At 42.3% G+C, this 22952-nt stretch carries 21 protein-coding genes; 5 read left to right on the forward strand and 16 right to left on the reverse strand.

Annotated elements, in window-relative coordinates; translation table 11 throughout:
- Positions 1-123: 123 nt before the first annotated feature.
- Complete coding sequence (locus tag BUB56_RS02370) at positions 124-2298, reverse strand: heavy metal translocating P-type ATPase (protein WP_110939780.1); 2175 nt, start codon at positions 2296-2298, stop codon at positions 124-126.
- Positions 2299-2467: 169 nt separating this feature from the next.
- On the opposite strand from BUB56_RS02370, the gene BUB56_RS02375 reads away from it, so the two are divergent.
- Positions 2468-3937 carry an FMN-binding glutamate synthase family protein gene (locus BUB56_RS02375; RefSeq protein WP_110939781.1) on the forward strand — a complete coding sequence of 490 codons (1470 nt, stop codon included), beginning with the start codon at positions 2468-2470 and terminating at the stop codon, positions 3935-3937.
- A gap of 104 nt (positions 3938-4041) precedes the next feature.
- On the opposite strand, the gene BUB56_RS02380 is transcribed toward BUB56_RS02375, so the two are convergent.
- Positions 4042-5877: an S-layer homology domain-containing protein gene (locus BUB56_RS02380; RefSeq protein ID WP_110939782.1), complete on the reverse strand. Its 1836-nt coding sequence runs from the start codon at positions 5875-5877 to the stop codon at positions 4042-4044.
- Between the two features lie 152 nt (positions 5878-6029).
- Between BUB56_RS02380 and BUB56_RS02385 the strand changes: the two genes are divergently transcribed.
- Entirely contained in the window at positions 6030-6668 is a 639-nt protein-coding gene (locus BUB56_RS02385) for a hypothetical protein (protein WP_110939783.1), read from the forward strand.
- Between the two features lie 56 nt (positions 6669-6724).
- Here BUB56_RS02385 and BUB56_RS02390 read toward each other — a convergent pair whose 3' ends face one another.
- The gene (locus BUB56_RS02390; protein WP_190014097.1) at positions 6725-7294 is read right to left on the reverse strand and encodes a YhcN/YlaJ family sporulation lipoprotein; all 570 of its coding nucleotides are present in this window, start codon (positions 7292-7294) and stop codon (positions 6725-6727) included.
- Positions 7295-7525: 231 nt separating this feature from the next.
- On the opposite strand from BUB56_RS02390, the gene BUB56_RS02395 reads away from it, so the two are divergent.
- Complete coding sequence (locus BUB56_RS02395) at positions 7526-7717, forward strand: hypothetical protein (RefSeq protein WP_110939785.1); 192 nt, start codon at positions 7526-7528, stop codon at positions 7715-7717.
- A gap of 83 nt (positions 7718-7800) precedes the next feature.
- Here BUB56_RS02395 and BUB56_RS02400 read toward each other — a convergent pair whose 3' ends face one another.
- Positions 7801-8619 carry a nitroreductase family protein gene (locus BUB56_RS02400; RefSeq protein ID WP_110939786.1) on the reverse strand — a complete coding sequence of 273 codons (819 nt, stop codon included), beginning with the start codon at positions 8617-8619 and terminating at the stop codon, positions 7801-7803.
- A gap of 180 nt (positions 8620-8799) precedes the next feature.
- On the opposite strand from BUB56_RS02400, the gene cooS reads away from it, so the two are divergent.
- A complete protein-coding gene (cooS, locus tag BUB56_RS02405; RefSeq protein ID WP_110939787.1) occupies positions 8800-10932 on the forward strand; it encodes an anaerobic carbon-monoxide dehydrogenase catalytic subunit in 2133 nt (710 codons plus the stop codon).
- Positions 10933-11265: 333 nt separating this feature from the next.
- On the opposite strand, the gene glnA is transcribed toward cooS, so the two are convergent.
- The 4 genes from glnA to BUB56_RS02425 form a co-directional block, all read right to left on the reverse strand.
- Complete coding sequence (gene glnA, locus BUB56_RS02410) at positions 11266-12696, reverse strand: type I glutamate--ammonia ligase (protein WP_110939788.1); 1431 nt, start codon at positions 12694-12696, stop codon at positions 11266-11268.
- Positions 12697-12711: 15 nt separating this feature from the next.
- Positions 12712-13149 carry an Lrp/AsnC family transcriptional regulator gene (locus tag BUB56_RS02415; RefSeq protein ID WP_110939789.1) on the reverse strand — a complete coding sequence of 146 codons (438 nt, stop codon included), beginning with the start codon at positions 13147-13149 and terminating at the stop codon, positions 12712-12714.
- Positions 13150-13427: 278 nt separating this feature from the next.
- Positions 13428-13637 carry a hypothetical protein gene (locus BUB56_RS02420; RefSeq protein ID WP_110939790.1) on the reverse strand — a complete coding sequence of 70 codons (210 nt, stop codon included), beginning with the start codon at positions 13635-13637 and terminating at the stop codon, positions 13428-13430.
- Positions 13638-14120: 483 nt separating this feature from the next.
- Positions 14121-14300 (reverse strand): asparagine synthase, encoded by a 180-nt coding sequence (locus BUB56_RS02425; protein WP_190014099.1) that lies wholly within the window; start codon positions 14298-14300, stop codon positions 14121-14123.
- Between the two features lie 169 nt (positions 14301-14469).
- Here BUB56_RS02425 and BUB56_RS02430 point away from each other — a divergent pair, with 169 nt between their 5' ends.
- Complete coding sequence (locus BUB56_RS02430) at positions 14470-15024, forward strand: hemerythrin domain-containing protein (protein ID WP_110939791.1); 555 nt, start codon at positions 14470-14472, stop codon at positions 15022-15024.
- Positions 15025-15051: 27 nt separating this feature from the next.
- Here the strand turns inward: BUB56_RS02430 and BUB56_RS02435 are convergent, their stop codons facing one another.
- The 8 genes from BUB56_RS02435 to asrB form a co-directional block, all read right to left on the reverse strand.
- The gene (locus BUB56_RS02435) at positions 15052-15375 is read right to left on the reverse strand and encodes a cupin domain-containing protein (RefSeq protein WP_242946199.1); all 324 of its coding nucleotides are present in this window, start codon (positions 15373-15375) and stop codon (positions 15052-15054) included.
- Between the two features lie 212 nt (positions 15376-15587).
- The gene (locus BUB56_RS19285) at positions 15588-15731 is read right to left on the reverse strand and encodes a hypothetical protein (protein WP_190014101.1); all 144 of its coding nucleotides are present in this window, start codon (positions 15729-15731) and stop codon (positions 15588-15590) included.
- A gap of 167 nt (positions 15732-15898) precedes the next feature.
- The gene (htrA, locus tag BUB56_RS02440; protein WP_110939793.1) at positions 15899-17122 is read right to left on the reverse strand and encodes a serine protease HtrA; all 1224 of its coding nucleotides are present in this window, start codon (positions 17120-17122) and stop codon (positions 15899-15901) included.
- A gap of 435 nt (positions 17123-17557) precedes the next feature.
- A complete protein-coding gene (locus BUB56_RS02445) occupies positions 17558-18976 on the reverse strand; it encodes a sensor histidine kinase (protein WP_110939794.1) in 1419 nt (472 codons plus the stop codon).
- Positions 18969-19661 (reverse strand): response regulator transcription factor, encoded by a 693-nt coding sequence (locus BUB56_RS02450; RefSeq protein WP_110939795.1) that lies wholly within the window; start codon positions 19659-19661, stop codon positions 18969-18971. The genes BUB56_RS02445 and BUB56_RS02450 overlap by 8 nt, the downstream gene beginning before the upstream one ends.
- Positions 19662-19806: 145 nt before the next feature.
- On the reverse strand, positions 19807-20655 hold the full coding sequence (locus BUB56_RS02455) for a transglycosylase SLT domain-containing protein (protein ID WP_190014103.1): 849 nt from the start codon (positions 20653-20655) through the stop codon (positions 19807-19809).
- A 478-nt stretch (positions 20656-21133) separates the two neighbouring features.
- Positions 21134-22141: a sulfite reductase subunit C gene (gene asrC, locus BUB56_RS02460; protein WP_110939797.1), complete on the reverse strand. Its 1008-nt coding sequence runs from the start codon at positions 22139-22141 to the stop codon at positions 21134-21136.
- Between the two features lie 12 nt (positions 22142-22153).
- Positions 22154-22951 carry an anaerobic sulfite reductase subunit AsrB gene (gene asrB, locus BUB56_RS02465; protein ID WP_110939798.1) on the reverse strand — a complete coding sequence of 266 codons (798 nt, stop codon included), beginning with the start codon at positions 22949-22951 and terminating at the stop codon, positions 22154-22156.
- Position 22952: the final 1 nt, after the last annotated feature.

Genomic DNA, 22952 nt, shown 5'->3' on the forward strand with positions numbered 1-22952 from the left:
AATTATTGCCCAATCCCCCTTCTGTTAGGCAATAAAATGGTCTATTTTAAAGGACAGGCCTTGAGGCCTGTCCCTGCAAAATCCTACAATATCAGAGAAGATTTTCTGTAAAAATACTGTTTCTTATAGCCCCTTATTGATAGTACCTTTATTCGATTGGTACTTTAATAATCTCCCGGAATTCAAAACTACACCTACCGTACTGAGATTGTGCAGAATGGCGGCCATAAAGGGTGAAATCAGCCTTCCTGCTCCCAGAATAACCCCCAGGGCATTGATGCCGATGGCGATCCCATAACTTTGTTTGATCACACCGATGGTTTTTCTGCTGATATCTATAGCTTCCAGAATCTTTTGCGGATCATCCCCTGCCAACACGATATCTGCGGTTTCAATGGCAATATCTGTTCCTCCCGTTCCCATAGCAACACCCACATCTGCAATAGCTAAGGCCGGAGAATCATTTACCCCGTCTCCCACCATCAGTACCTTCCTTCCCTTTTTCTTCTCCTGCCGTACGATGGCTGCTTTCCCTTCGGGCAAAACGTCGCTATAGATATCTTCTATGCCCAGAGGGCCTGCAATAGCTTCGGCAGTGGCCTGATGGTCTCCCGTAATCATGGCAATATGACCGATCCTTCTTTGTTTTAGTCCATCTACAGCTCCTGCACTTTCTTCTTTTACCACATCCTTGATGCCGATAAGGGCAACTAGTATTCCATTCCTTGCCATATAGATGGTGGTCTCACCAGCTTTCTTCATTCTTTCTTCAGCTTCTGCCCCTATAGAAGTATCGATGTGCTGTTCCTTCATCATTCGCTTGCTGCCAAGGACAATTTGACTTTCCTTGATGGCTGCGATCACACCCCGGCCTACTACCACTTCCACTTCCTCAGGTGTTTCCGGCTTAATGCCCATTTCCAGTGCCTTGCTGACTACAGCTGTAGCAAGAGGGTGCCGATTGCCTTGTTCGCAGCAGGCAGCTAAGTACATGGTTTCTTCTTGATTCACTTCTTGATCCAGCATATATATAGAAGTCACAAAGGGTTTTCCCTTTGTAAGAGTTCCCGTTTTATCGAAAAGAACCGTATCCACTTGTCCCATTTCTTCTAAATACCTGCCTCCTTTGATGAGAATCCCTTTTTTTGCTGCATTCCCCAGTGCCGCTGCTAAGGCTGTAGGTGTTGCAAGGCCGGCAGCACAGGGACAGGCAACGATCAGTATGGTCACTGCGCGGATAAAGTCCCCAGTCAATAAATATACCAATCCTGATAGTAAAAAGGAATAGGGAACTAATTTATCGGCATAGATATCAGCAATATTTTGTATGGGTGCCCTTGTGGTACTGGCTTCCTCAATCATATGAATGATTCGGGAAATAGAGGTATCATCCCCTACCTTATTGGCCTGTACAAGTATTTTACCCTGCTCTACGATGGTTCCCGAAAAGGCTGTATCTCCCTTTTCCTTAATGATCGGCACCGATTCACCGGTAATAGGACCCTGATTCACTACGGCCTCTCCGTAGAGGACAATTCCATCCACAGGAATTTTCTCCCCGCTGTGTATGACCACAGTATCTCCCACCTTTAGTGCTTCTGCATCCACGGACACTTCTATCCCATCCACCAGCAGCCAGGCCTTTTCTTGATGATTATCCAGCATATTGCGTATAGCCTTTCTAGACCGGTCTACTGTCATTGCTTCAAACAGCTCACTGAGATTGATGAGCCCGATGACCACTAAACCAGTCATGTATTCATTCATGGCCAGGGATAGCACAGTGGCAGCGGAAATTAGCAAATCGTTGTTGAATTTCTTATGTACCAGCACACCGCTTATACCATTTCTAAAAAGGGCATATCCTATAACGATGGTAGTGACCGATGCAATATTGATGGGCCCTAATGAAAGCATAGGTATTCCCAGCACAACTGTCTTGATAAAGGTATAAGCCAAAACTACACCGCCTGCAATTACCTGCTTTTTTTGGTATGTTATATTATTGTCTTCATTGTCCGGATTTTTTAAGAAAGATTTTGAAATTTCTTTCGTTCCTGTGGGAATATTTAGGTTCTGTCCTAAAATCAGACTGCAAATCTGTCCTTGACTCAAGATTTTTTCATTGTATAAGATTAAGATCGAATCTCTAGAGCTATTTACTTCTACACTACGAATACCGTCAATACTACAGAGCTTCTGTTTTAACTGTGCAGCTCTAGGATTGAATTGATAGATCTCCCTGTATTTGAGCCTTAGCCTCCCCGGAATAAAGGATACAATTTTTAGTGTTCCCATAGCAGCTGCCTCCTTAACTGTCCATAATATTTATATTTTGGCATATCCCTGTCAACTCTATGCGGATTTTCACCTATGTCTCCTTTCTATTTTTAATTCTTTGTTCCTACATATTTCTCCCGGTTTCAAGCAAAATAATATCATAATCGTCCAAGAAAGGAGGTTTTTCATGTCTGAAAAATCAAAATCAAGGGCTTTTTCCCCTATACGCCATCCAATCCGGTATCTCTTTCGCCGTATGTTTAAACGTATGGTAGCAACTTATACGGAGGTCTTAATGACCGATGATTATGAAGAGAATATATTCGAAATCTTTACAGCTACATATAAGACAGGGATTATAGAAACCCTTGAAAATGAGCTTCGAGCAGCAGCAGGTATTGCTATCGACCGCCCCCTAGGGTCAATAAGAAAATTTCCCAGCTTGAATGACCTTATGTTCAACATCGCACAACTCCATACTCTCCCTATAGAATTTGAAGACTTTGTAGACACCCGTGTGGTTATCGGTAAAAAATCTAAAAAATCCTTTACCATTGATATCCCTATTCTCATTGCTCCCATGGCCTATGGCACAGCCCTATCAAAGGATGTGAAAATTGCCTTTGCCAAAGCCACTGCCCAGGTAGGCACTGCTGCAACCTCCGGAGAAGGTCCTATCATCCCAGAGGAACGGGAAGCCGCAAAGTACTATATTCTGCAGTATAACCGAGGTGACTGGTCAAAGGATGAAGAAACCTTATGCAAAAGTGATGCTATAGAAATTCAGTTTGGTCAGGGAGCCATTGGGGGTATTGGCAGCAGGACAAAGGCAGAGAAAATCGATGAGGATATGCTGAGATATTTTCGATATCCTGCGGGTTATGATCTGGTAGCCCATTCCCGCCAGCCTGAAGTACAGCAGGCGAGGGACGTAGAAAAACTGGTTAAAAAGCTGAAGGATATCACAGGAGGCGTACCTATCGGGGCTAAGATTGGCGCCGGGAAGTACCTGGAAGCAGATCTGGATATTTTGTGCAGCAGCGGTGTGGATTTTATTTGTGTGGACAGCTGTGAGGCAGGTACGAAGGGCTCTGTTCCTATTTTGCAGGACGACTTTGGCATTCCGGCTCCCTTTGCCATCTCCCGTTCAGCAGAATGGCTCTACAAGTACAATCTAAAAGATCATATTACCTTGCTTGCCTCCGGAAAAATCCGTGTTCCCGGAGATATGCTCAAGGCCTGTGCCCTAGGAGCAGATGCCTGCTATATAGGCAATGCTGCCCTTTTCACCGTCTCTCATACCCAAGCCTTAAAGACCATTCCCTATGAACCGGTTACTCAGCTGGTTTGGCATGGAGCACACCATACCGATGAGTTTGATCTGGAAATGGGGGCTGCTTCCTTGGCAAACTATCTAAAATCCTGCAAAGAAGAGCTGGATAGAGGCATCCGTGCCTTAGGAAAAAAGAATCTAAAGGATGTAAATAAAAGTGATTTAGTATCTTTAAGCGAGCTGATTTCCAAGGGTTGTGGCGTCCCCATGGCCTACGAGCCCTATGAATATGATGATAGGCTCTATAAACCTGCAGAGGCAAATCCTCCTCGAAGAAGAATTCGCAAGCTGAAAAAGAAGGATGATGAAGAGGAGAAAGAATAAGAGAAGCAATATCTAAGCTATGTCTTAGATATTGCTTCTGCCTTTATGCTTTATGAATATCTTCTTTTAGAATAGGCTGTGATCCGTGGAGCATTTGCTGCAAGCTAATCTTCAAGAATGCGAATTTTGATGACGACTCCCTTTGAAACAGTAATCTCTATCTGACTTCCAAGCTTTAGATCCTTAAAGTTTTTAGAATCGTCATCATCGTCGTCATCCTCCAGGATGATAACTCCTCGATCTACATTATAGGCATAGGTCTTGCTATTGCTTTTTAATACCAGTTTATAGGGGTTTCCCATATACTTTTCTATCAACTCTCCGCCATATTGGGTCTCAACAGTATAGGCATCAATGCGGTCTGCCTTGTCATTATTGGCGGCTACATCGACTTCCATTTCCGGCATCAGATCATTGAGGGCAGCGCTTCGACCATCGAGGCGGATCACTGCATCCGTATTGACCTTCAGTGTTCTCTCCGTATTTCCGGATTTTATGGTGATTTCTTTGGTAGAACGGTTAATGGCGATCAGTGTTCCCTTTAGGGTTTCTCTTATATTTCTGGCTAGTATTTCCTGCAGTGTAGTTCCTACCGCCTTTATATCTGCCTCCATACCAACCTCTAGCCTCTCAAAATCTCTAATACTTCCATCGATACGAATGATTGTTTTTTCATCGACCGTATATACTCTGACAGTACTGCCCGTCTTGAAGGAAATTTCCTTCCTGTCCCGGTTGATATCCGTAATCTTACTCATATATTTTACCACAGACCCAATTCCTTCTACCAACAACACCTTATCGTTCTTTATAGTAACTTTTACATCCATGCCTATGGCTAAGTCTGAAAAGACTGCGCTGCTGCCATTGATCTTTATCTGAGTATCACTATTCATTGTAAACAGCCTTGCCGTATTTCCTTTAGTGACACTGATCTTTTTATTGATATTATCGATGGCAGTAATGATGCCTTCAAAAACATCTCCTTCTACAACTGTATCGCTATTCCATCTGATTTCAATTACCTTGTCGTTCTTGACATAAATTTTTATTTTTTCCTCTTCCTCTAAATATCTTAACGCACTCAATTGATTGTCGATATATACTTTTACATTGTCATCAATTGTATAGTACTTAATGCTATTCTGAAGGTTCAATACCAAAATTTTATTGTTATTTCTTATTTCCACTAGGATTCCCTCAAGAGTTTTGACTGCAGAGGATGTATCCTTATATTCATCCAGTTTTTCAACCAGTACAGCCATCTCCGCCCTTGTTACAGATTTGTTCGGCTGGAAATTGTTTTTATTGTCTCCCCGCATAATCCCCCGATCATAGGCTACATAAACATATCCTCTAAAGGCTTTTTTTACTGCTGCTGCATCTTTAAAGGGCAAAGGTTCCTCTTGCCTTGCCTCTGCCTCCCCTTCCAATCCCATAGCTCTCACAAGATATTTTGCCACTTCTTGTCTCTGGGCAGGCTTGTTAAGGTTTTTCCAGGTCAGCTCTTCATCATCGGCAAGTATATTCCAGTTTTTTGAAATTTCAATATACCCTAAAGCCCACTCTTGTGCCGTATCTTTTATCTTGCTTTTCTTCCTACCTTCCTTAATAGCTTTTAACTCCAGCTGAGCTTCTTGATCATGTCCCAGAGCTCTAAGAATCATAGCCAAGGCTTCAACTTTGGTTACCGGTTTATTGGGGGCAAATTTATCCTCTGTCACTCCTTTAAGAATGCCTTTTTCAGCCATTTTCTCAATGGCATTGCTGGCCCACTCTACTTCTTTTAAATCTATGAATTTTAAGATTCCCGGAGGCAGTCCGCCTTTCTTTTCTAATCCGGGGGGAGTAGAAGCCTTGCCCGTATATGCATAGCCAGGCACAAGGGCTATGGAAAGAATCAAACTAAACATTAACAAGAAACTTATCGCTTTTTTCATAATTTTACCTCCTTGCTTTTTTATAGGATTACGCCATTTAGGGAAAATTTGGGTACTATTGAAAAAATTTTTTCTTGTGCCATATTGGGCACTATCTGCATACCCTATAATTGAGAGAAGATACTCTTAAAATGAATAAAGGGGGAACTATAGTGGACGAAAAAAATGAAGCCATGAGAGACAGGGATATTCGGGTGGATCAACCTGGTCCGATACCGCCGCAAATGCCCTCACCAGGTACTCGACCGGGTATGGCACCTGCACCAGATTTTGTATCACCAATTCAAGCTCCTGCACCTGGAATAATGCCCGGCATGATGCCCAATATGTATCCTACAATGCCAGGTATGATGCCCAATATGTATCCTACAATGCCAAGCATGATGCCTAATATGTATCCTACAATGCCTGTCATGGATAACGTATATCCTACACTGCCTGCCATGGATAACGTATATCCTACACTGCCTGCTATGGATAACATATATCCTACACTGCCTGCTATGGATAACATATATCCTACGCTACCTGCTATGGATAAGATGTATCCTATGCCAGGCTGCATCCCTCCAGGAGTCTCACCAATGCCCGGAACCCTTCCGGCTACAGGAATGATGCCTCATATGGATTGTCTCCACTCTGTACAGCCGCCTACTCCTGACATGCTGCCAGTAGCAGAGGACGAGAGGACACTGTGTTACATGGAGCACATGCATAAACACAGAGCTCATCTTCATGAGGCAGAGGCTGCTAAGTTGAAAGCTATGCAGTGTTTAGTAAAGTGTAAATAAAGATTAGAGGCTTTTCGAAATCTATCGAAGAGCCTCTAACTTTTTATCTAATTGCTTTAAAAAAAAACTTCTAATTCTCGATGCACCTGCTCTGGAGCTCTTTGATAATTGAATTCATCGGCATAGATTCTCAAACGCCTTACCCGATCTTCATCAGAGGTCATATAGACACGGTTTATATCGGGAGCGATTTGTCTAATTCTGGCTGCAATTTCTGATTGCAGTCCCTTCATGTTAGTGATCTCAATATTCTCTTCTGTTTCTATGCCTACATAGGCTGTATCTTCAACCAGAATAACCACAGCGTTGCGTATTCCTTCCATGGCCTCTATATTGGTTTCTATAGTAACCCTCGCTGTATCCATAGGCATATTATCGTAGTTAATATCGCTTTCACGGTTATCTCCTACGACTTCGTCCTGGGGAACCAATCTTTGATCCGGAGTGGTTCTATCAGCAGCCAGATTTCTCTCCTCTGTTCCTAAATCTTCAGCCCGCTGCTGGTCGATATCTGTCCGGTCTCTTTGCGGTAAAGGCCGTTGGGCCGGTCTACAACCGATTATTCCTAGTGATCCGAAAAGCACAAAAGCCAAAAGCATGGAAATGAGCTTAATCTTTTTTAACAAAGCCATTCTCCTTTCTATCCTCTTTTGTGTTTCACCTCACATTGTTAGTTTTTGAGATTTTTCTTTTAATATGGTTTGTATTTTTATCAAAAACTTATAGTTTTTCACTTGATTAGGAAATTATACTATTGATTTTATAAAATTCTTTGAAATTTAGTCACACTTTTTTTGTGACTCCATATGATGTAATATACTGTAAATTTTTATAAATTTAAAATGGAGGGTACATGTATGAGTGAATCTAAAAAAGGATTATTAGGCAGCTTTGCTGATGATTCTTCACTATTATTCTTTTTCTTGCTGCTCGTCGTGTTCTTCGGCGGTGATCTTTTCAGCGGTGGTTTCGGTGATGACTCCTCACTATTGTTCTTCTTCCTGCTGTTAGTTATTTTCTTTTTTAATTTCGGTGGATTTAGGTATTGATCTATCGGAATATACTGTCCTCGGGACAGTTTTTTCTTTTGTGCAAAAAAAAATAGAACCCTATGGAGAGTCCTATTTACGATCTATAGCTTAAAGGTTCCTACAATTTTGTATTCCTTGGGTATTCCATAGAATGCACGAAGATCTTCCCTTCCTTCAACATCCCATACACCACTAATGCCTTCTTCATGGGCAGCCTTCTCAAAGTACAGCATTACGATCCCTGCATCCAGCTCCATGCTTTCCCCATCCTCGCAAAAGAGAGTAAGAATCACCTGATCCTTATCTAGAATAAATCTCCAGGGTTGTTTGTTTCCCCAGGAGGGTGCATATCGTGCGTAGTAAAATATATTTACCAAGGCTCTGTTCTCCAGTTCTTCTATGGTCGAAAGCCTTCCCCAACGTCCTGAAAAGATTAAGTCCTCAATTCCCAGGCGGCTGGCCTTAGGAGAAGTGTCTTTTTTAAAAATCCCTTTATATTGGTATCCTACTGCGGCAAAGGCTGTTACCACATCTTCACTTTCTATGCCAAGTACTTCTTTTATAGCACTCTGATCCTCTATACTCAGCCAGCAGGTTCCCAAGCCTAATTCCCAAGCCTTTAACCGAAGCAGCTCCATTATATAACCGCTGTTTTCCAAATATCCTGGAAATTCCTTTGAGGTAATTACCAAATAATGAGGAGCCTCTACCATCTTTCCATAATATCCGGCTTTGCCGGATAAATGCTGATATATCTCCTGTCCCTGGTCTACAAAGAGTATAGATATATTTCTCCCTTTAGCGATTCCCCTGGCCTCTTTTCCTGCATGAACCAATTCTTCGATCTTCTCATGCTCTACAGCCTGTTTCTTATAATCCCGAATAGTTCTAAAATCTTCTATTAGTTTTGAAAATTTCATGGGTCAGCCTCCTTTTTTTCTACATCTATGCTAAATAGATATCCTTTTTTTTTATTTTTAAACCTTTTCCGATCTTCATTTTTTCTATTAGAAAATCACTTAATTCATACATACTATTTCCTACAGATGTAAAAAATATTTCATGAATATTAGAATAGCAGAAGAAGGGGAGGAATTTTAGTGTCAGATAAAGATGTTGAAAAGTCCTATGAACGTAGTGCAGAAAGAATGCGGGGAGATAATAAAACCTTTGCAGCAGATTTGACGGATGCAGATTATAATGACCCTACCCGCCACGGGGATATACATGAGCGGGTAAAGGTGGACTATGACCGAATCGAAAAAATGCCCGGTATGGAAGAGGTACATAAATGGCAGAGAGAGCATATCAAAAAGGATGACCAATCAAAAGAGGGTTATCCCCTCAATGTGATCATCGACCCTGCCATGCGGGAGATGTATCAGGTAGTACACGATGCAGGTATGACCAATGTATTTGACCGCTTCAGCCAGCAGCAGCCTACCCAATGCAAATTTTGTATCGAGGGTCTATCCTGTCAGCTTTGTGCCAATGGGCCCTGCAGAATCAGTTCAAAAGCACCTAGAGGAGTTTGTGGGGTAGATGCCCATACCATGGTATCCAGAAACTTTGTCTATCGTCATGTAACCATCGGGACTTCGGCGAATATTTTCCACTGCCATCAGGCTGCCAGAACCTTAAAGGCAGCAGGTCAGCATCCCGAGAGCGGCCTGAAGATCAGAGATCCGGAAAAACTGAAAAAATACGCAGATATGGCGGGTCTGGATTCCAATAAGCCCATCCATCAGTTGGCAATAGATTTTGCAGACTGGGTAATGAATGACATCCATGGGCCCTATCATGTTGAATCTAAAGCCGTTGAAGCCTTTGCACCTACTAAGCGGAAAGAGCTATGGAGGCAGTTAGGCCTATTCCCCGGCGGCGGCTACAGCGAGGTAGCCTACGCGCAAACCCGGTGTATGACCAACTTCACCTCTGACCCTGTAGAGTTCTTGTTAAACAGTGTCCGGCTCGGCGTTGCCAATGAGTATCAGGGCTTATTCCTATTAGATATCATCCAAGAAATCCTTATGGGCACCCAAGAAATTGCAATGAAGAAGCAAAATATGGGATTATTAAAGGAAAACATGATCAATGTAATCACGAACGGTCATATGCCGCTTCTTGCTCATGTAGCCATCGACATGGCATCTACTGAGGAGTGGCAGCAGAAAGCAAAAGCTGCAGGTGCCGACGGTATTCAGATCCTTGGTCATGTTTGCGAAGGACAGCAGCTTATTAATTATGAAGGCATGCATAATCAGAAGGGCTATGGCGGTCAGGAGGGTGAGTGGTTATCTCAAGAGTACCTGCTGGCTACCGGGGTAGTAGACCTATTTATGTTTGACTACAACTGTACCGTACCCACCATGCCTCTTTTTGCAAAGCGTTTTGGCACGAAGCTTTTAAGTACCCATCCTGTCATCAAGCTGCAGGGTACCGATACCCTGGACTTTGTTCCTGAGAAGATGAATGAGCAGGCTGCAAAGGCTCTGGATATGGCCATCGAGTCCTTCAAACAGCGTAAAGCTGAAAATAGAAAAACTTATATTCCGCCTCATGTATCCGATTGTATGGTAGGCTTCAGTACAGAATCTGTCAAGAAAGCTCTGGGCGGCAGCTTTGGTCCACTGATCGAGCAGATTGCAAATGGCAATATCCGCGGTATCGCAACCATCGTGGGATGTACTACTGCAAGATATGGGCAAGGCGGCAGCAACATCTTTAAGATCACGAAAGGCCTGATTGAAAACAATATTCTGGTGCTCTCCGGCGGCTGTACCTCTAGTGTCATGGAGTACACCGGACTTACCAATCCTAAGGCTGCCGAAGAATGCGGCGAAGGCTTAAAGGCAGTATGCAAACAGCTGGGTATTCCACCGGTGCTCACCTATGGAGCTTGTGTAGATATCGGCAAGATGACCCATACAGCAAAAGAATTAGCCGATGCGTTAGACGTAGACACCAATAAGCTGCCATTGGTCATCGGTGCTCCAGAATACTTAGAGCAAAAAGCCGTAGCCGATGCTTGTACCGCAGTAGCACTAGGCTGGCTGGTACATGTGGCCCCTGTGCCATCCATTACCGGCAGTGATGTGGTAGTCAAGACTTTGACAGAAACTACAGAAACCTTAGGCCTAGGAAAAGTTGTGGTAGAGATGGACGCAGAAAAGACGGTTCAGATCTATGTAGATCACATTGAAAAGAAACGCAAAGAATTAGGATTGAATTAGTCATTGTTTGGGTTTTTAAACTATGGAGTATCAAACCGTTATCCAGTAGGGGCAGGCCTTTTGTCTGCCCGTTTTTCGAAACAGCACAGGGGCCGTCCCCTACGTAAACCTCAATAGAGACGTAGGGATCTACGCCCCCGTCGATCCGGAATAAGTTAGGATTCTCAGTGGCACATCTATACTGTCATCCTGGACGGCAGTGAAGGATCTTGCCAGAGAGTGTCTCTACTTGTCAGATTCTTCGCTTAGCGAAGGATGACAAGTATTTCTTATCTGGAACGGTTTGTTCTTCCTATAAAAAGGTCCCTTCGCGAAATACACGAAGGGACCTTTTTATAGGTCAAAATACATTTTATACTCCAGCGGATGAGGTACGATGCTCATCTGAGCAGCATCGGAGCGGATACGGCGCAGTTGATCATAGATCATTCCTTTAGAGAATACACCGCCCTCCAGCAGGAACTGATGATCCCGTTCTAAGGCATCAGCGGCTTCCTCTAAGGATTTTGGCAGTCCCTTGATCTTTTCCTTTTCTTCCTTGGATAAGGCATAGACATTTACATCATAGGGTCCAAAGCCTTCCTTTTCAGGATCGATCTTGTTTTTGATGCCGTCAAAGGCAGCCATCAGCAATGCAGAATAGGCTAAATAGGGATTGCAGGTTGCATCAGAAGGTCTAAATTCAAAGCGTTTTTCCTCCGGCTGTGTCGCATAGCCTGGAATACGGATCACTGAGCTTCGATTCGCGGTTGCATAACATATGCTTACAGGAGCTTCGTAGCCTGGCACCAGCCGCTTATAGGAATTGGTACTTGGATTGGTGAAAGCCATCAGGGCAGGGGAGTGTTTTAAAATGCCTCCAATGGCATAGAGGGCTGTATCGCTTAACCCTGAGTATCCTTTTTCATCATAAAAAATAGGTTCTCCATTTTTAAACAGCTGCATATGTACATGCATGCCGCTGCCAGCCTCACCATAGAAAGGTTTTGGCATGAAGGTAATCGTTTTCCCATTGGCGATAGCTGTATTTTTTACGATGTATTTTAACATCATGGTTCTGTCAGCCATTTCTCTTAAGGGGCCAAAGCTGACTTCTATCTCTACCTGTCCCGGTCCTCCGTTTTCAGAATGATGATACTTCACCGGTACACCATTCTTCTCTAAGGCCAATACCATTTTATTCCTCAGTTGGAAGCTGCTGTCGTAGGGTAAGTCTGCATGATATCCTTTGTGATGAAGCACCTTGTATCCTAGGTTCTGTACGTCTTTCTTATCTGTATTCCACTCTGCCTGATGGGCATCCATCAGTACCTCTACGTGATGGGGTGTAGTTTTAAAGGATATATGATCCAGTATGTAAAACTCAAACTCAGGGCCTAACAGGCTATAATCAGCAATCCCGGTTTCCTTCATATACCGCTCTGTTTTTTCCGCAATATACCGGGGGTCTCCCTCAAAACGCTCTCTTTCATTCCCTAAGGTATAGATATCTCCGATCATGGTTAAGGTAGGGGTTTCTGTGAAGGGATCTACAAAAGCGGTGGAAATATCCGGTTTGAATACCATATCCGATTTTTCCACGGATAAAAACCCATAGCTGGAACCGTCAAAGCCAATGCCGGTTTCCATGGTTTTATCCGTAAATCTTTCCATAGGAATCGTTAAATGATGCCATCTTCCTGCCAAATCCACTACCTTAAAATCAATGAGTTGGATTTCCTGGGTCCTGCAAAATTCTTTTAATTCCTCCAGGCTGTTAAACATGTTCATCCTCCTTTGTCATTCAATATTGATCCAGGTGGTTTCTTTTGCGGTAGATAGGGCCAGATATGTATAGGTGTTGGGTGCTACATGATTGATTTGATCAATCAACTGTTCCAGTTCTTTCGTATTCCTGGCCTTCACCTTTACCATAAAGCAGGTATTACCGGTGACCTTATGACACTCCTGGACTTGAGGAATGTCGCTAATCATCTTTGCCATGGCTTCAATAGACATATTTCCTACGGGAACAGTAATAAAGGCAGTAATATCCATGCCGACCTTCTCCCCATCGATCAGTACAGTATATCCCTTAATAATGCCTTCCTGTTCCATTTTTTTGACTCGTTCACTGGTAGCGGAAGTAGATAGGCCAATAATTCTGCCTAGTTCAGCCATGCTTATTTTTCCATTTTTCTGCAGCTCTTCCATGATTTTTTTGTCAAAGGAATCCATAGGTCACCTTCTTACCATAATTTTCTAATTTTATTGTACATTCTATTAAAATATTTGACAAGTTATTTTTACTCAAATTTTTATATTTTTTAGTGAATATAACTTAATTATGTATTTATTTTCGTTAATTTACTTTAAGGCAAATGTTTTCATTAGATAATTTCTCTTTTCGGAACAAGTAGACAGGACAATGCAACGGCTGTGATTTTAAAGTGTTGGAAAGCTGCATATTCCTGTTCTACATCATAATCAATCCCCACAAAACCCACAGTTTGTCCCTAAGGATTTTTGAGGGGATAATAGGAAGATACTATAATGCCCCAGTCACTGACTTCTATTTTTTTGCCTCTAAAGGGTTCTCCCCGCATCACCTTCGCAAACCCATCCAGAATTTCCTCTTCTTCATCTCCAATACTAGAAAACTGTTCATCCCGTGGGTCTAAACCATCTACTGCATAGGAGAATTTTCCCTCTGCTGCTTTTCGCATCGTATACAGATATTTTGCTCCTGATATCTTTCAAATTTAACTGAGCTGATGCTGTATCTGAAGGTAGGCTTCGCTGTTTGTACCTATCAGATCCCTTATCTTTTCAAATTTCTCTACATCAATATTTGCTGCCACATTTTGTGCAATCTTTAATGCCCGTTGGCTGAGTTACCCTGTGAGCATTCGATAATTTTGTATATACATCGTAGAAAAAAGCAAAAATAAGCCCAGTAGTGTACTGATCAAAAAAGCTAGGGTAATCTTAAAGGCAAGTTTTTTTGATAACCAATCTTTTTATTTCCCCTCTTACTATCCATGGAAGTTTCCCCTTATATGACTGTCTACAGAGTATACGTTAAAAAATTCAATTGTATAGTAATTCGATATTTTTTACGGTTTTCCCAAAATCTTTTCCTATGCATCCTATTTTTCCACTTATCCACTGCAATAGAAAAAGTGAGGGTATTCCTCACTTTTCCATAACTATTTTCGTTCATCCATGTGTTGTACGAGATCAATGGCTCCTAAAACAACATGGGCAAGCCCAAAGCCTACGATACCCGCTGCAATCATGGGTGCCACATCTCTTCGCTTCATCATTGCTCCAGTAGCAGTAACTGCTGTTCCTAATACTGTTGGGATTAAACCTTCTCGAATCTCCATCAAAAAATTCCCTCCCATTTTATTTTGGAATTCATTATTAGCATGGTATCTTTTAAGTTTCATTATCCCTGACAAAAGCTTTCAAATCTGGGAATAAATTTGTGATATTTATCAACCGCTGTTTGATTCTGTGCTAAAAAGTGAATAATAAAGAATGAGGAGGGATTTTATGGACGCGATCACTTTAATGATTGAAGAACATAAGCATATTAAAAGAGTACTGGGTATTACACGAAAAGCCTGCATTCAGATTTTAAACGGAGTACCTGTAAACTATGAAGCCTTTTATAAGATTATCGATTTTGTCCGAAATTATGCCGACAAGCATCATCACAGCAAGGAAGAAGATATCCTGTTCAAAAGAATGTCAGAAGAGCTTGGTGATGTGGTGGCCCATGGCCCGATTATGGGTATGTTTGCTGAGCATGATCTGGGCAGGCTGTTTATCAGCAACTTAGAAACCGCTCTTCAAAAATCTAAGGATGGGGATAAAGATGCAAGGGTGGATATCATTGCCAATGCCATTGCATATACAGACCTTCTGCACCGTCATATTGACAAGGAAGACACAGCCATTTATACCTTTGCGCAAAAAAAGCTAAGTCCGAAATCTTTGGCTGAGGTAGAAGAAAAATGCAGGATAATCGAAAGCCTGGCCCATGAAAAACAGCTGCAGGATAAATATATCAGACTTATCGATGAACTGGAAAAAAGCGTTGACTAATCCCAACGCTTTTTCCAATTAACAGTTCTACTGGTTACCGATTTCGTCGACATAGATTTTTGGCCCAGGGCGGGGTGCCAGCACCACAAAGCAGGACATATCACTGCAGGTGTTATTTTTCAGGCTAAAGGTCTCATGCCCCTTACAATAGATCACATCTCCGGCTGCGTTCTCCTGTGTTTTCCCATCCACGGTTAGTTCTGCACCACCCTTTAGTACATGCAAAATCAAATCGATATCCTCATGCTGATGAGGTGGGATCTGCTGTCCTGACCGCGTGTTCAATACAAAGTTTGAAACCTTTTCTTCACTAAATAATACCCTCTTCGTAAAAGTACTGTCTAGATACACAATTCTTTCAGCAATTTTTTCGATTTTCGATTTTCATTTTTCATACCTCCTTAGAACCCGGCAGTAACGATAAAGTCCTCGCCCCACCAGTCTTTTTCATAGTCAATTTCTAGGCAGGATAATGTTTTTTTCTTCTGGATCAATGATGAATCTAAACCCAGCTACTTCATATATATGACGTTCAAAAAGTTGGGCTCTGATCTGGCAGCAGATTAGCCAACTCTGCCTTTCTCCACCTTTCTCCATGGCAACAGAAGCAGTATAAAAAGAAAGGCAAGGGTGACAGGGGAAAGAATATTCATCGTGGTGGTAATGCTCCTATGCCCAGTGTTTTTTAGCTTATCGTAAAGTCCCATGATAATTTTCCCCTCATGCTTTTAATAATAGTTTAGATTTTCTAAATTTTGCATAAAAATAAGCCAACCTTCAAATAGGGTTAGCTTATTTTTACAAATTTAACCTATTCTACTAGATAAGATGATCTAGAATATAAACTAGCACAGCAGATGAATTTATATTCTAACTAATTTTTCGGCACTTGTTCTAATGTAATCTTCAAGGTTTTGTTTTCCCCATCTCGTACAATTTTCACTTCTATTTGTTCACCCGGCCGGTATCGATACATTTGCCGCACCAACTGACTCATGGTGGTGATTTCCTTATCCTCCAAGGCCACAATCACATCTCCGCTTTTTAATCCACCACGGGCAGCCGGAGAACCCTTGGTAATCTCCACCACATAAACCCCTTTATCCACAGAAAGCTCCGTTCCCATGGAACGCTCAAACACTTCCACATCTACACCCTTAATCCCCATATATACCTTGCTAAAAGTGCCTTTTTCAATGAATTGGTCTACGATAGGCTTTGCAATGTTGATGGGAATGGCAAAGCCTAAGCCTTCACCGGATTGAATCTTGGCAGTATTGATACCGATCACCTCCCCCTTGCTGTTTAACAGAGGGCCTCCACTGTTGCCAGGATTTATGGATGCATCGGTTTGTATGAGGTCTTCAATGGTTTCATTTCTGCTGATATCAATTCTTCGTCCAAGGCCGCTGATAATACCGGAGGTTACTGTTCTCTCAAACTGCAGGCCCAGGGGATTGCCGATAGCAATAGCGATCTCTCCTACCTCCAGCTTTTCCGAGTCTCCCAGATCAGCAGGGATAACCTTTACCCCGTCTACCTTGATGACTGCCAGATCGAGGGCTGGATCACTCCACAACACCTTTGCTTCTTTCTTTGACCCATCGTGGAACAGTACGGTTACTGCCGAGGCGCTGCCATTGTCAACTACGTGGGCGTTGGTTAGAATATATCCTCTGCTGTCAATGATGACTCCTGTTCCTACACCACTGTCCCGTATTTCTCCAAAGAAGAAATCCTGTCGGACTGTCTGAGTAGTGATCCCTACCACAGAGGGCATGGCTTTTTTCGCCACAGCAGATACCAGAAACTCTGTCTGTTGAGGCTCTACCTGGATCACCTGTTTTACATCCTTTCCGAAATAGTTGTCAGGATAGGGCATCAGCTTGCCAAATACATAGACGGGAAAAATGTAGCTGGAGAGCATCCCTCCGATTAAGGCAGAAATCAATGCCGTAGTGATTAAGCCTCCATGGAGCCTTCTTTTTTTAGGCTTTGGCTCCTGCTGCTGTACATAATAGGAGGATGATTTAGGTTGTTCCGGTTCCCCCAGCAGCTGTATTTCTTGTATATTTTCTTTGTTATCATAATAATCCATGAAAAAACCTCCTTTTTTCCTGTTGATAACTTTATTATAAAAGGAGGTTATGAACAATTTATGAACAAATTGTGAACAAGTATTATTTTATTTTTATTGAGGGTTTTGCAAAGAATGGGACATTAGGCGGAATCACGGGGCGTGGTTCCCTACCATTGAAATATGCCATTCATGGGTAGTGGTGGATTTCCATGCCCGCCATCAAGATTTTATCCATTCGGTTGAGGGCAGAGACCCAACCCTACATTAGAACCCTTCTATTCTGCCTGCATGTAGGGTCGAAGGACTCTGTTCGACTGATGCAGGAATCTTATTACCCGGGTGGACAGGGTCGTCTACCCCTACGTTTCCTTATGTCGTATCATTCTACAAATATTTATTATTACTGTAATCCCATAGAAATGCCAAATTATATCATCTTCATTATCTAAAATCCTATTCCCTAACCTCTGCAAGGGGCAGTGTAAAGGTAAAGGCGGTCCCCTTTCCTACCTCGCTTTCTACCCGTATCTGTTCTCCATGGCGGTCTATGATTTTCTTCACAATATATAATCCTAATCCGGTTCCCTCTTTATTGCGGTTTCTTGACTTATCCACTTTATAAAATCTTTCCCAGATAGATGGCTGCTCCTCTCGTGGAATCCCCATCCCATTATCCCGGACTGTAATCCACGCCCTCTGCATATGAGCCTTGCTGGTTAATTCAATAGCTCCCCGGTTCTCTACAAATTTCATTGCATTGTCTATGAGATTGGTAAGTACCTGCTCCATAGCATCCCGGTCAGCAGTAACCATTAGCTTTTCTCCTTCCAGCCCTAAGGATATCTCCAAATTTCTTCGTTCGATTTCCTCATCATATTTCAACAGGGTCCTTCGGATCAGTTCATTAATATCAAAGACCTGTATCCGGATAGGATATTGATCCGATTCCATTTTCTGCAGGTCCAGCAAGTTTGCGGTCAGTTTATTTAACCTCCCTGCTTCCTTTGAAATCACCTGAAGATATTTTCGCTGATCCTTTTCCTCAACAGTACCATCTAAAATCCCCTCTACAAAACCCTTAATCAGTGTCAGGGGCGATCGCAGCTCGTGGGCTACTGCTGCAATAAAGCTTCTTCTATTTTCTTCAATGGCTTCAAGCTTTTCTGCCATTCCGTTAAAGGTTCTGGTGACCTGGCCGATTTCATCCTCTGTATCAATGGTAATCCGCTGGGTGAAATCCCCCGCTGCCAGTCTTTCTGCCGCGACCCCCATTGCCCGAAGAGGAGATGCCATCCGTTTGGATACAAAATAAATGATCAGAGTAGACACCAGGAAGGAAATGCCCATGGCAATCCAGATAATGCGGTGTACACCCTGAATAGCATCGGTAATTTCATAGAGAGGTGAATGCATGATCAGTGCATTTTCTACGCGACCATTGATGATAATGGGCATTCCTACGGTAAGCATAGGCACTTTCCATTCTGCATCAAAAACACCCTTTTTTACAATAACACTTCCCTGCAATACCTGAAGCATTTCTTTTTCCGTGATCTGCCTGCCAATCCACTGCTTTTCATTGCTGGACACACCATAAATCATTCCCCGCCTGTCCAGTACCCAGATACGGGTATTCAAAAATCGTTCAACCGCCTGCAATTCGAGGTTCAACCTTTCTGCAGAAATCCGTCCGTTTAAATGGGCAATGACCATATCATTGAGCTTGTTTCCCTCTTCCAAAAGCAGGCTCTCATGACGTTGAAAAAAGTAGCTGCCGGTCAGCTGTGAAAACAGCAGCCCTAATATCAAAAAACTGATAATCATAATGGCCACATATGCGGCCATAAGCTTTTTAAATACCGAATTAAGCATGTTTTCCCACCTCAAACTTATAGCCTACACCCCAAAGGGTTTTGATTTTATATTGATCCTCAAGGGGTCTTAGCTTTTCCCGCAGTCGTTTGATATGGACATCAATGGTACGTAGCTCTCCCTCGAAATCGTATCCCCATATATTTTCAATAAGCTGTTCTCTGGTGAACACTCTATTCTGATTCTTTACTAAAAAGTATAAAAGCTCCATTTCCTTTGGCGGCAGCTCTAGGATTTCATTTTGTATCCTGACAGTATAGCCTTCCAGATCAACGGTTAAATTGGGCAGCACCACCTGTTTTGCAGACTGGCCTCCTTTGTGGTATCTCCTGAGCACTGCATCAATCCTGGCGATCAATTCTTTCGGATCAAAGGGCTTCACCATATAGTCATCGGCTCCCAGCTTTAAACCCAGTACCTTATCAAAGGTCTCCCCCTTAGCTGTCAGCATAATAATCGGTATATCGCTAATTTTCTTGATTTCCCGGCATAAATCCCATCCATCCATTTTAGGCAGCATAATATCCAGCACTACCAGGTCTGGAGCTTCTTCTCTAAAAACAGACAGGCCCTTTTCCCCATCCTGGGCCCCCAGCACATCGTACCCTTCTTTCTTTAAGTAGATGCTGATGAGATCATAGATATTGTAGTCATCTTCTATTACCAGAATTTTTTTAGATGCCATATTGGATCACCTCCTTGGTTTTTATTTTCTGACGGCCTCAGGTCTCAAAAACCCACGGACAGGCACAGAGACCTGCCCCTACCTAAGATCCATGGTAGGAATGACACCTTCGTCGTTCTGAAAGATTTCATTTCCTATCTATTTTCTATTGGCTATCAAAAACTTTATATTTTTCCATCCGACGAATGATGCTTTGTGAATATTTTGTTTCATAGCTTTTCTTTTCCTCATATAAATCCTTTGATTTGTAATATCCCCGGTTGTATTCTGTAAAAATCCTATGCAAATCCTCTGGGTAGGCTCTTCTTAAATGCCACAGATATATAGTGCCCAGAGCGATATTATATTCTTCATGAAAAATTTGATTGGGATCATATGTAATGTTAAAGGCTTCTCCATACTTGTCACAAAGCCATTTTTCTGTAACAGGAATAATCTGCATCAGTCCCCGGTCTGCATCCTTTCCCAGTGCATTTTTATCAAAGCCGCTCTCCTGCTCTATCACCGCCAGAATCATACTAATGGGCACCTCTGTTTTTTTACTGTATGTAAGAATCTGATCCACAGCTTTTTCCGAAAGCTTTGTCATTTCTATAATTTTCTCTTTCTGTAGTTCTTCCCCATCCTGCTTTTGAGAATCCGCTTTGCTGCTCACAAACAGACTGTTTTTAATTCGGGAAAATATATTTTTGATTCCCCACAGGTCTATGACTGCTACAGGAGATTTTTTCTCCTGAGGCAGATCTGTTTTTTCTACAGCAGCCGGAGGTGCCTTTTCTTCTTTCTTTTCTTCTTTCTTTTCTTCTTGTTCTATTGGCAACTTTTCTTCCGCAGTTTTTTCCTGTTGTATATTTACTTTAGGAGCAGGCATGCTTTTGCCCTCCAAATAGGCTACCAAATCGTCCCCCCAGAAATTCACAATCAAAAGGGCCAGGATCAAATCAACTGCAATCAATATAAGGATAAAAGCTCCATACTGCTTCCACTGCTTCATTTCTGTTCCTCCCATAGATCTGTGATTAAGATATTTATTTCTAAACTTCTAGTTTCCTGTTCTTTAGTACGGGGCGACCCATGTGTCGTCCCGAAAGATGGGCAGACACGCAGGTCTGCCCCCATAGGCGTCAACTTAATTTAAATATTTCCAAATAAACCTTAGAAGCATGTCATTCTGAGCGTTAGCGAAGAATCTTATAGAACATAAGCAAGATTACTTTTGATTATCAGAATATATCATCTAGCTCAAAGATCCTTCGACTCCGTTTTACTCCGCTCAGGATGACAAATTATGGGTTAAGTTGACGCCTATGGGTCTGCCCCTACGATCTATGATGGATACATGAAACTTCCCAACCACACATCTATAGCTTATACCTGTATTATAATGAGATCCTATTGATAAATCAACTCCACAAAGGTATCGACCTGTAAAGCAAAAAACATGATCCTCTTGGATCATGTTTTTGCTAAAACTATTTGCTGTTCTTATCAAAATAAACATTACGTTCATATTTATATCCGCCAAAATCAATATACTGAGCCACCTTGGCCTTAGGTCCTAAGGTTACATCTTTTAAAGCATATTCTTTAAAAGTATAATATCCGGCCCGGTCTACAATATAACCGATGTGCTCTTTTCCGCCGGGAGCCTCCTTGTCGATATAACTCTCAATAAAATCATAGGTGTTTTGAATAATCTTAATGACGGTTGCCTCATCCACCCATTCTAAGAAGGTTTCTGCCAGTCTTGGGTTTCGCTTGCCAGTTCTTCCCATGATGACTACGCGGAAGAATTTCTCCGGATTCCGAGACCATGCGCCCGTAGGGCATTTTAAGATACATTCGCCACAGCCCAAGCATCGATCCTCGTCTCTCTTCACCTTATAATTTTCCATCCTTAAGGCTCCGGTAACTCTCTTTTTGCAGTTTTTTACGCAGGCTTCACATCCTACACACCTGGATGCATCATAGACCGGTTCCACCTGACCAATAATGCCGAAATCCTGCATGTGGGCCTTAATACAGTCATTGGGACATCCTGTACAGGCAATTTTCACGTGGCGGTCATTGGGGAAAATAGATTTTTCTATTTTTATAGCCAAATCTGTTGTATTGTAATTTGCAAAGGGACATACCTTATTGCCGATACAGGCAGATACATTTCTGGTACCCGCTGCAGGATAGCCCTGCTCTACTTCTTCAATGTTTACACCATAATCCAACTCCAACCCTTGAATAATAGGAGCAATCATTCGATTGATCTTTGGTATCTTATCGAAATCAATCCCAGGTACCTCAAAGCCCTGACGGATTGTAATATGAACACTGCCATCCCCAAATTTTTCGGCGATCTCTTTAATAATATCAAAATACTTTACTTCCAAATGTCCTCCTGGAACCCGAATTCGTAAGGCTGTCTTTCCTCTTTCTTTGGTCACACGATAGGCATTCTTCTTGATTTTTTTTGTATTGATATCCATTGATCATCCCCCCTAGTCCATCAGCTGCTTTGCTTTAGCATAGTTAAATACCGGCCCCTCTAAGCATACATAAATCTCATCAATTTTGCAGTGTCCGCATTTTCCAATGCCGCAGCTCATTTTTCTTTCAAAGGATACCCAGATTTGATCTTCCCGAATATTTCGTTTTAGGTATTCTAACCCTGTGAATTTCATCATCATCGGCGGCCCTACGATAATAATTTCAAGATTATCCGTGTCTGGTATATGAAGGGCAGGTACATACTGGGTAACCAGGCCTACGTTACCGCTCCATCCTTCTTCCTCCCGGTCAATGGTCAGAATCACATTGAACTTCTCGTTTTTCTTCCAAGCTTCTATTTCTTCAGCAAACAGAATATCCTTAGAGGATTTAAAGCCAATCAGCAGGTCCAGTTTTTCGATTTCCTGGGGATTCCGGTGAAAGTGATTAATGATGCTTTTCACTGGGGCTAAACCGGTTCCCCCTGCGGTAATGATCAAGTGCTTTCCCTTATATTGGTCCAGGGAAAAGCCGTTGCCGTAAGGCCCTCTCAAAAACATACTGTCCCCAACCCTCAGGTTATGAAGGTAGTCTGTTACTTTCCCTACCCTTCGGATGGTCATATCGATATACCCCGGTCCAAAATCACTGATGGAGATCGGTGCTTCCCCAATCTTTGGAATAGAAACCTCTACAAACTGTCCATTCTGAGGGGTTATATCATAAGCCAAACGATAGGTATAATCTATCTTCGTTTGATGCTGTATATCTATGATTTCGTACTTTTTAGGAATATAGGGATTTTTCATG

The sequence above is a fragment of the Geosporobacter subterraneus DSM 17957 genome (genome assembly GCF_900142145.1).
Taxonomy (GTDB): Bacteria; Bacillota; Clostridia; order Peptostreptococcales; family Thermotaleaceae; genus Geosporobacter; species Geosporobacter subterraneus.

Coding starts and splice junctions, on each gene's coding strand:
- BUB56_RS02370 (WP_110939780.1), bottom strand. CDS start 2,298: ATGGGAACACTAAAAATTGTATCCTTTATTCCGGGGAGGCTAAGGCTC.
- BUB56_RS02375 (WP_110939781.1), top strand. CDS start 2,468: ATGTCTGAAAAATCAAAATCAAGGGCTTTTTCCCCTATACGCCATCCA.
- BUB56_RS02380 (WP_110939782.1), bottom strand. CDS start 5,877: ATGAAAAAAGCGATAAGTTTCTTGTTAATGTTTAGTTTGATTCTTTCC.
- BUB56_RS02395 (WP_110939785.1), top strand. CDS start 7,526: ATGAGTGAATCTAAAAAAGGATTATTAGGCAGCTTTGCTGATGATTCT.
- BUB56_RS02400 (WP_110939786.1), bottom strand. CDS start 8,619: ATGAAATTTTCAAAACTAATAGAAGATTTTAGAACTATTCGGGATTAT.
- glnA (WP_110939788.1), bottom strand. CDS start 12,696: ATGTTTAACAGCCTGGAGGAATTAAAAGAATTTTGCAGGACCCAGGAA.
- BUB56_RS02415 (WP_110939789.1), bottom strand. CDS start 13,149: ATGGATTCCTTTGACAAAAAAATCATGGAAGAGCTGCAGAAAAATGGA.
- BUB56_RS02420 (WP_110939790.1), bottom strand. CDS start 13,637: ATGCGAAAAGCAGCAGAGGGAAAATTCTCCTATGCAGTAGATGGTTTA.
- BUB56_RS02425 (WP_190014099.1), bottom strand. CDS start 14,300: ATGGAGATTCGAGAAGGTTTAATCCCAACAGTATTAGGAACAGCAGTT.
- BUB56_RS02430 (WP_110939791.1), top strand. CDS start 14,470: ATGGACGCGATCACTTTAATGATTGAAGAACATAAGCATATTAAAAGA.
- BUB56_RS19285 (WP_190014101.1), bottom strand. CDS start 15,731: ATGGGACTTTACGATAAGCTAAAAAACACTGGGCATAGGAGCATTACC.
- htrA (WP_110939793.1), bottom strand. CDS start 17,122: ATGGATTATTATGATAACAAAGAAAATATACAAGAAATACAGCTGCTG.
- BUB56_RS02445 (WP_110939794.1), bottom strand. CDS start 18,976: ATGCTTAATTCGGTATTTAAAAAGCTTATGGCCGCATATGTGGCCATT.
- BUB56_RS02450 (WP_110939795.1), bottom strand. CDS start 19,661: ATGGCATCTAAAAAAATTCTGGTAATAGAAGATGACTACAATATCTAT.
- BUB56_RS02455 (WP_190014103.1), bottom strand. CDS start 20,655: ATGAAGCAGTGGAAGCAGTATGGAGCTTTTATCCTTATATTGATTGCA.
- asrC (WP_110939797.1), bottom strand. CDS start 22,141: ATGGATATCAATACAAAAAAAATCAAGAAGAATGCCTATCGTGTGACC.
- asrB (WP_110939798.1), bottom strand. CDS start 22,951: ATGAAAAATCCCTATATTCCTAAAAAGTACGAAATCATAGATATACAG.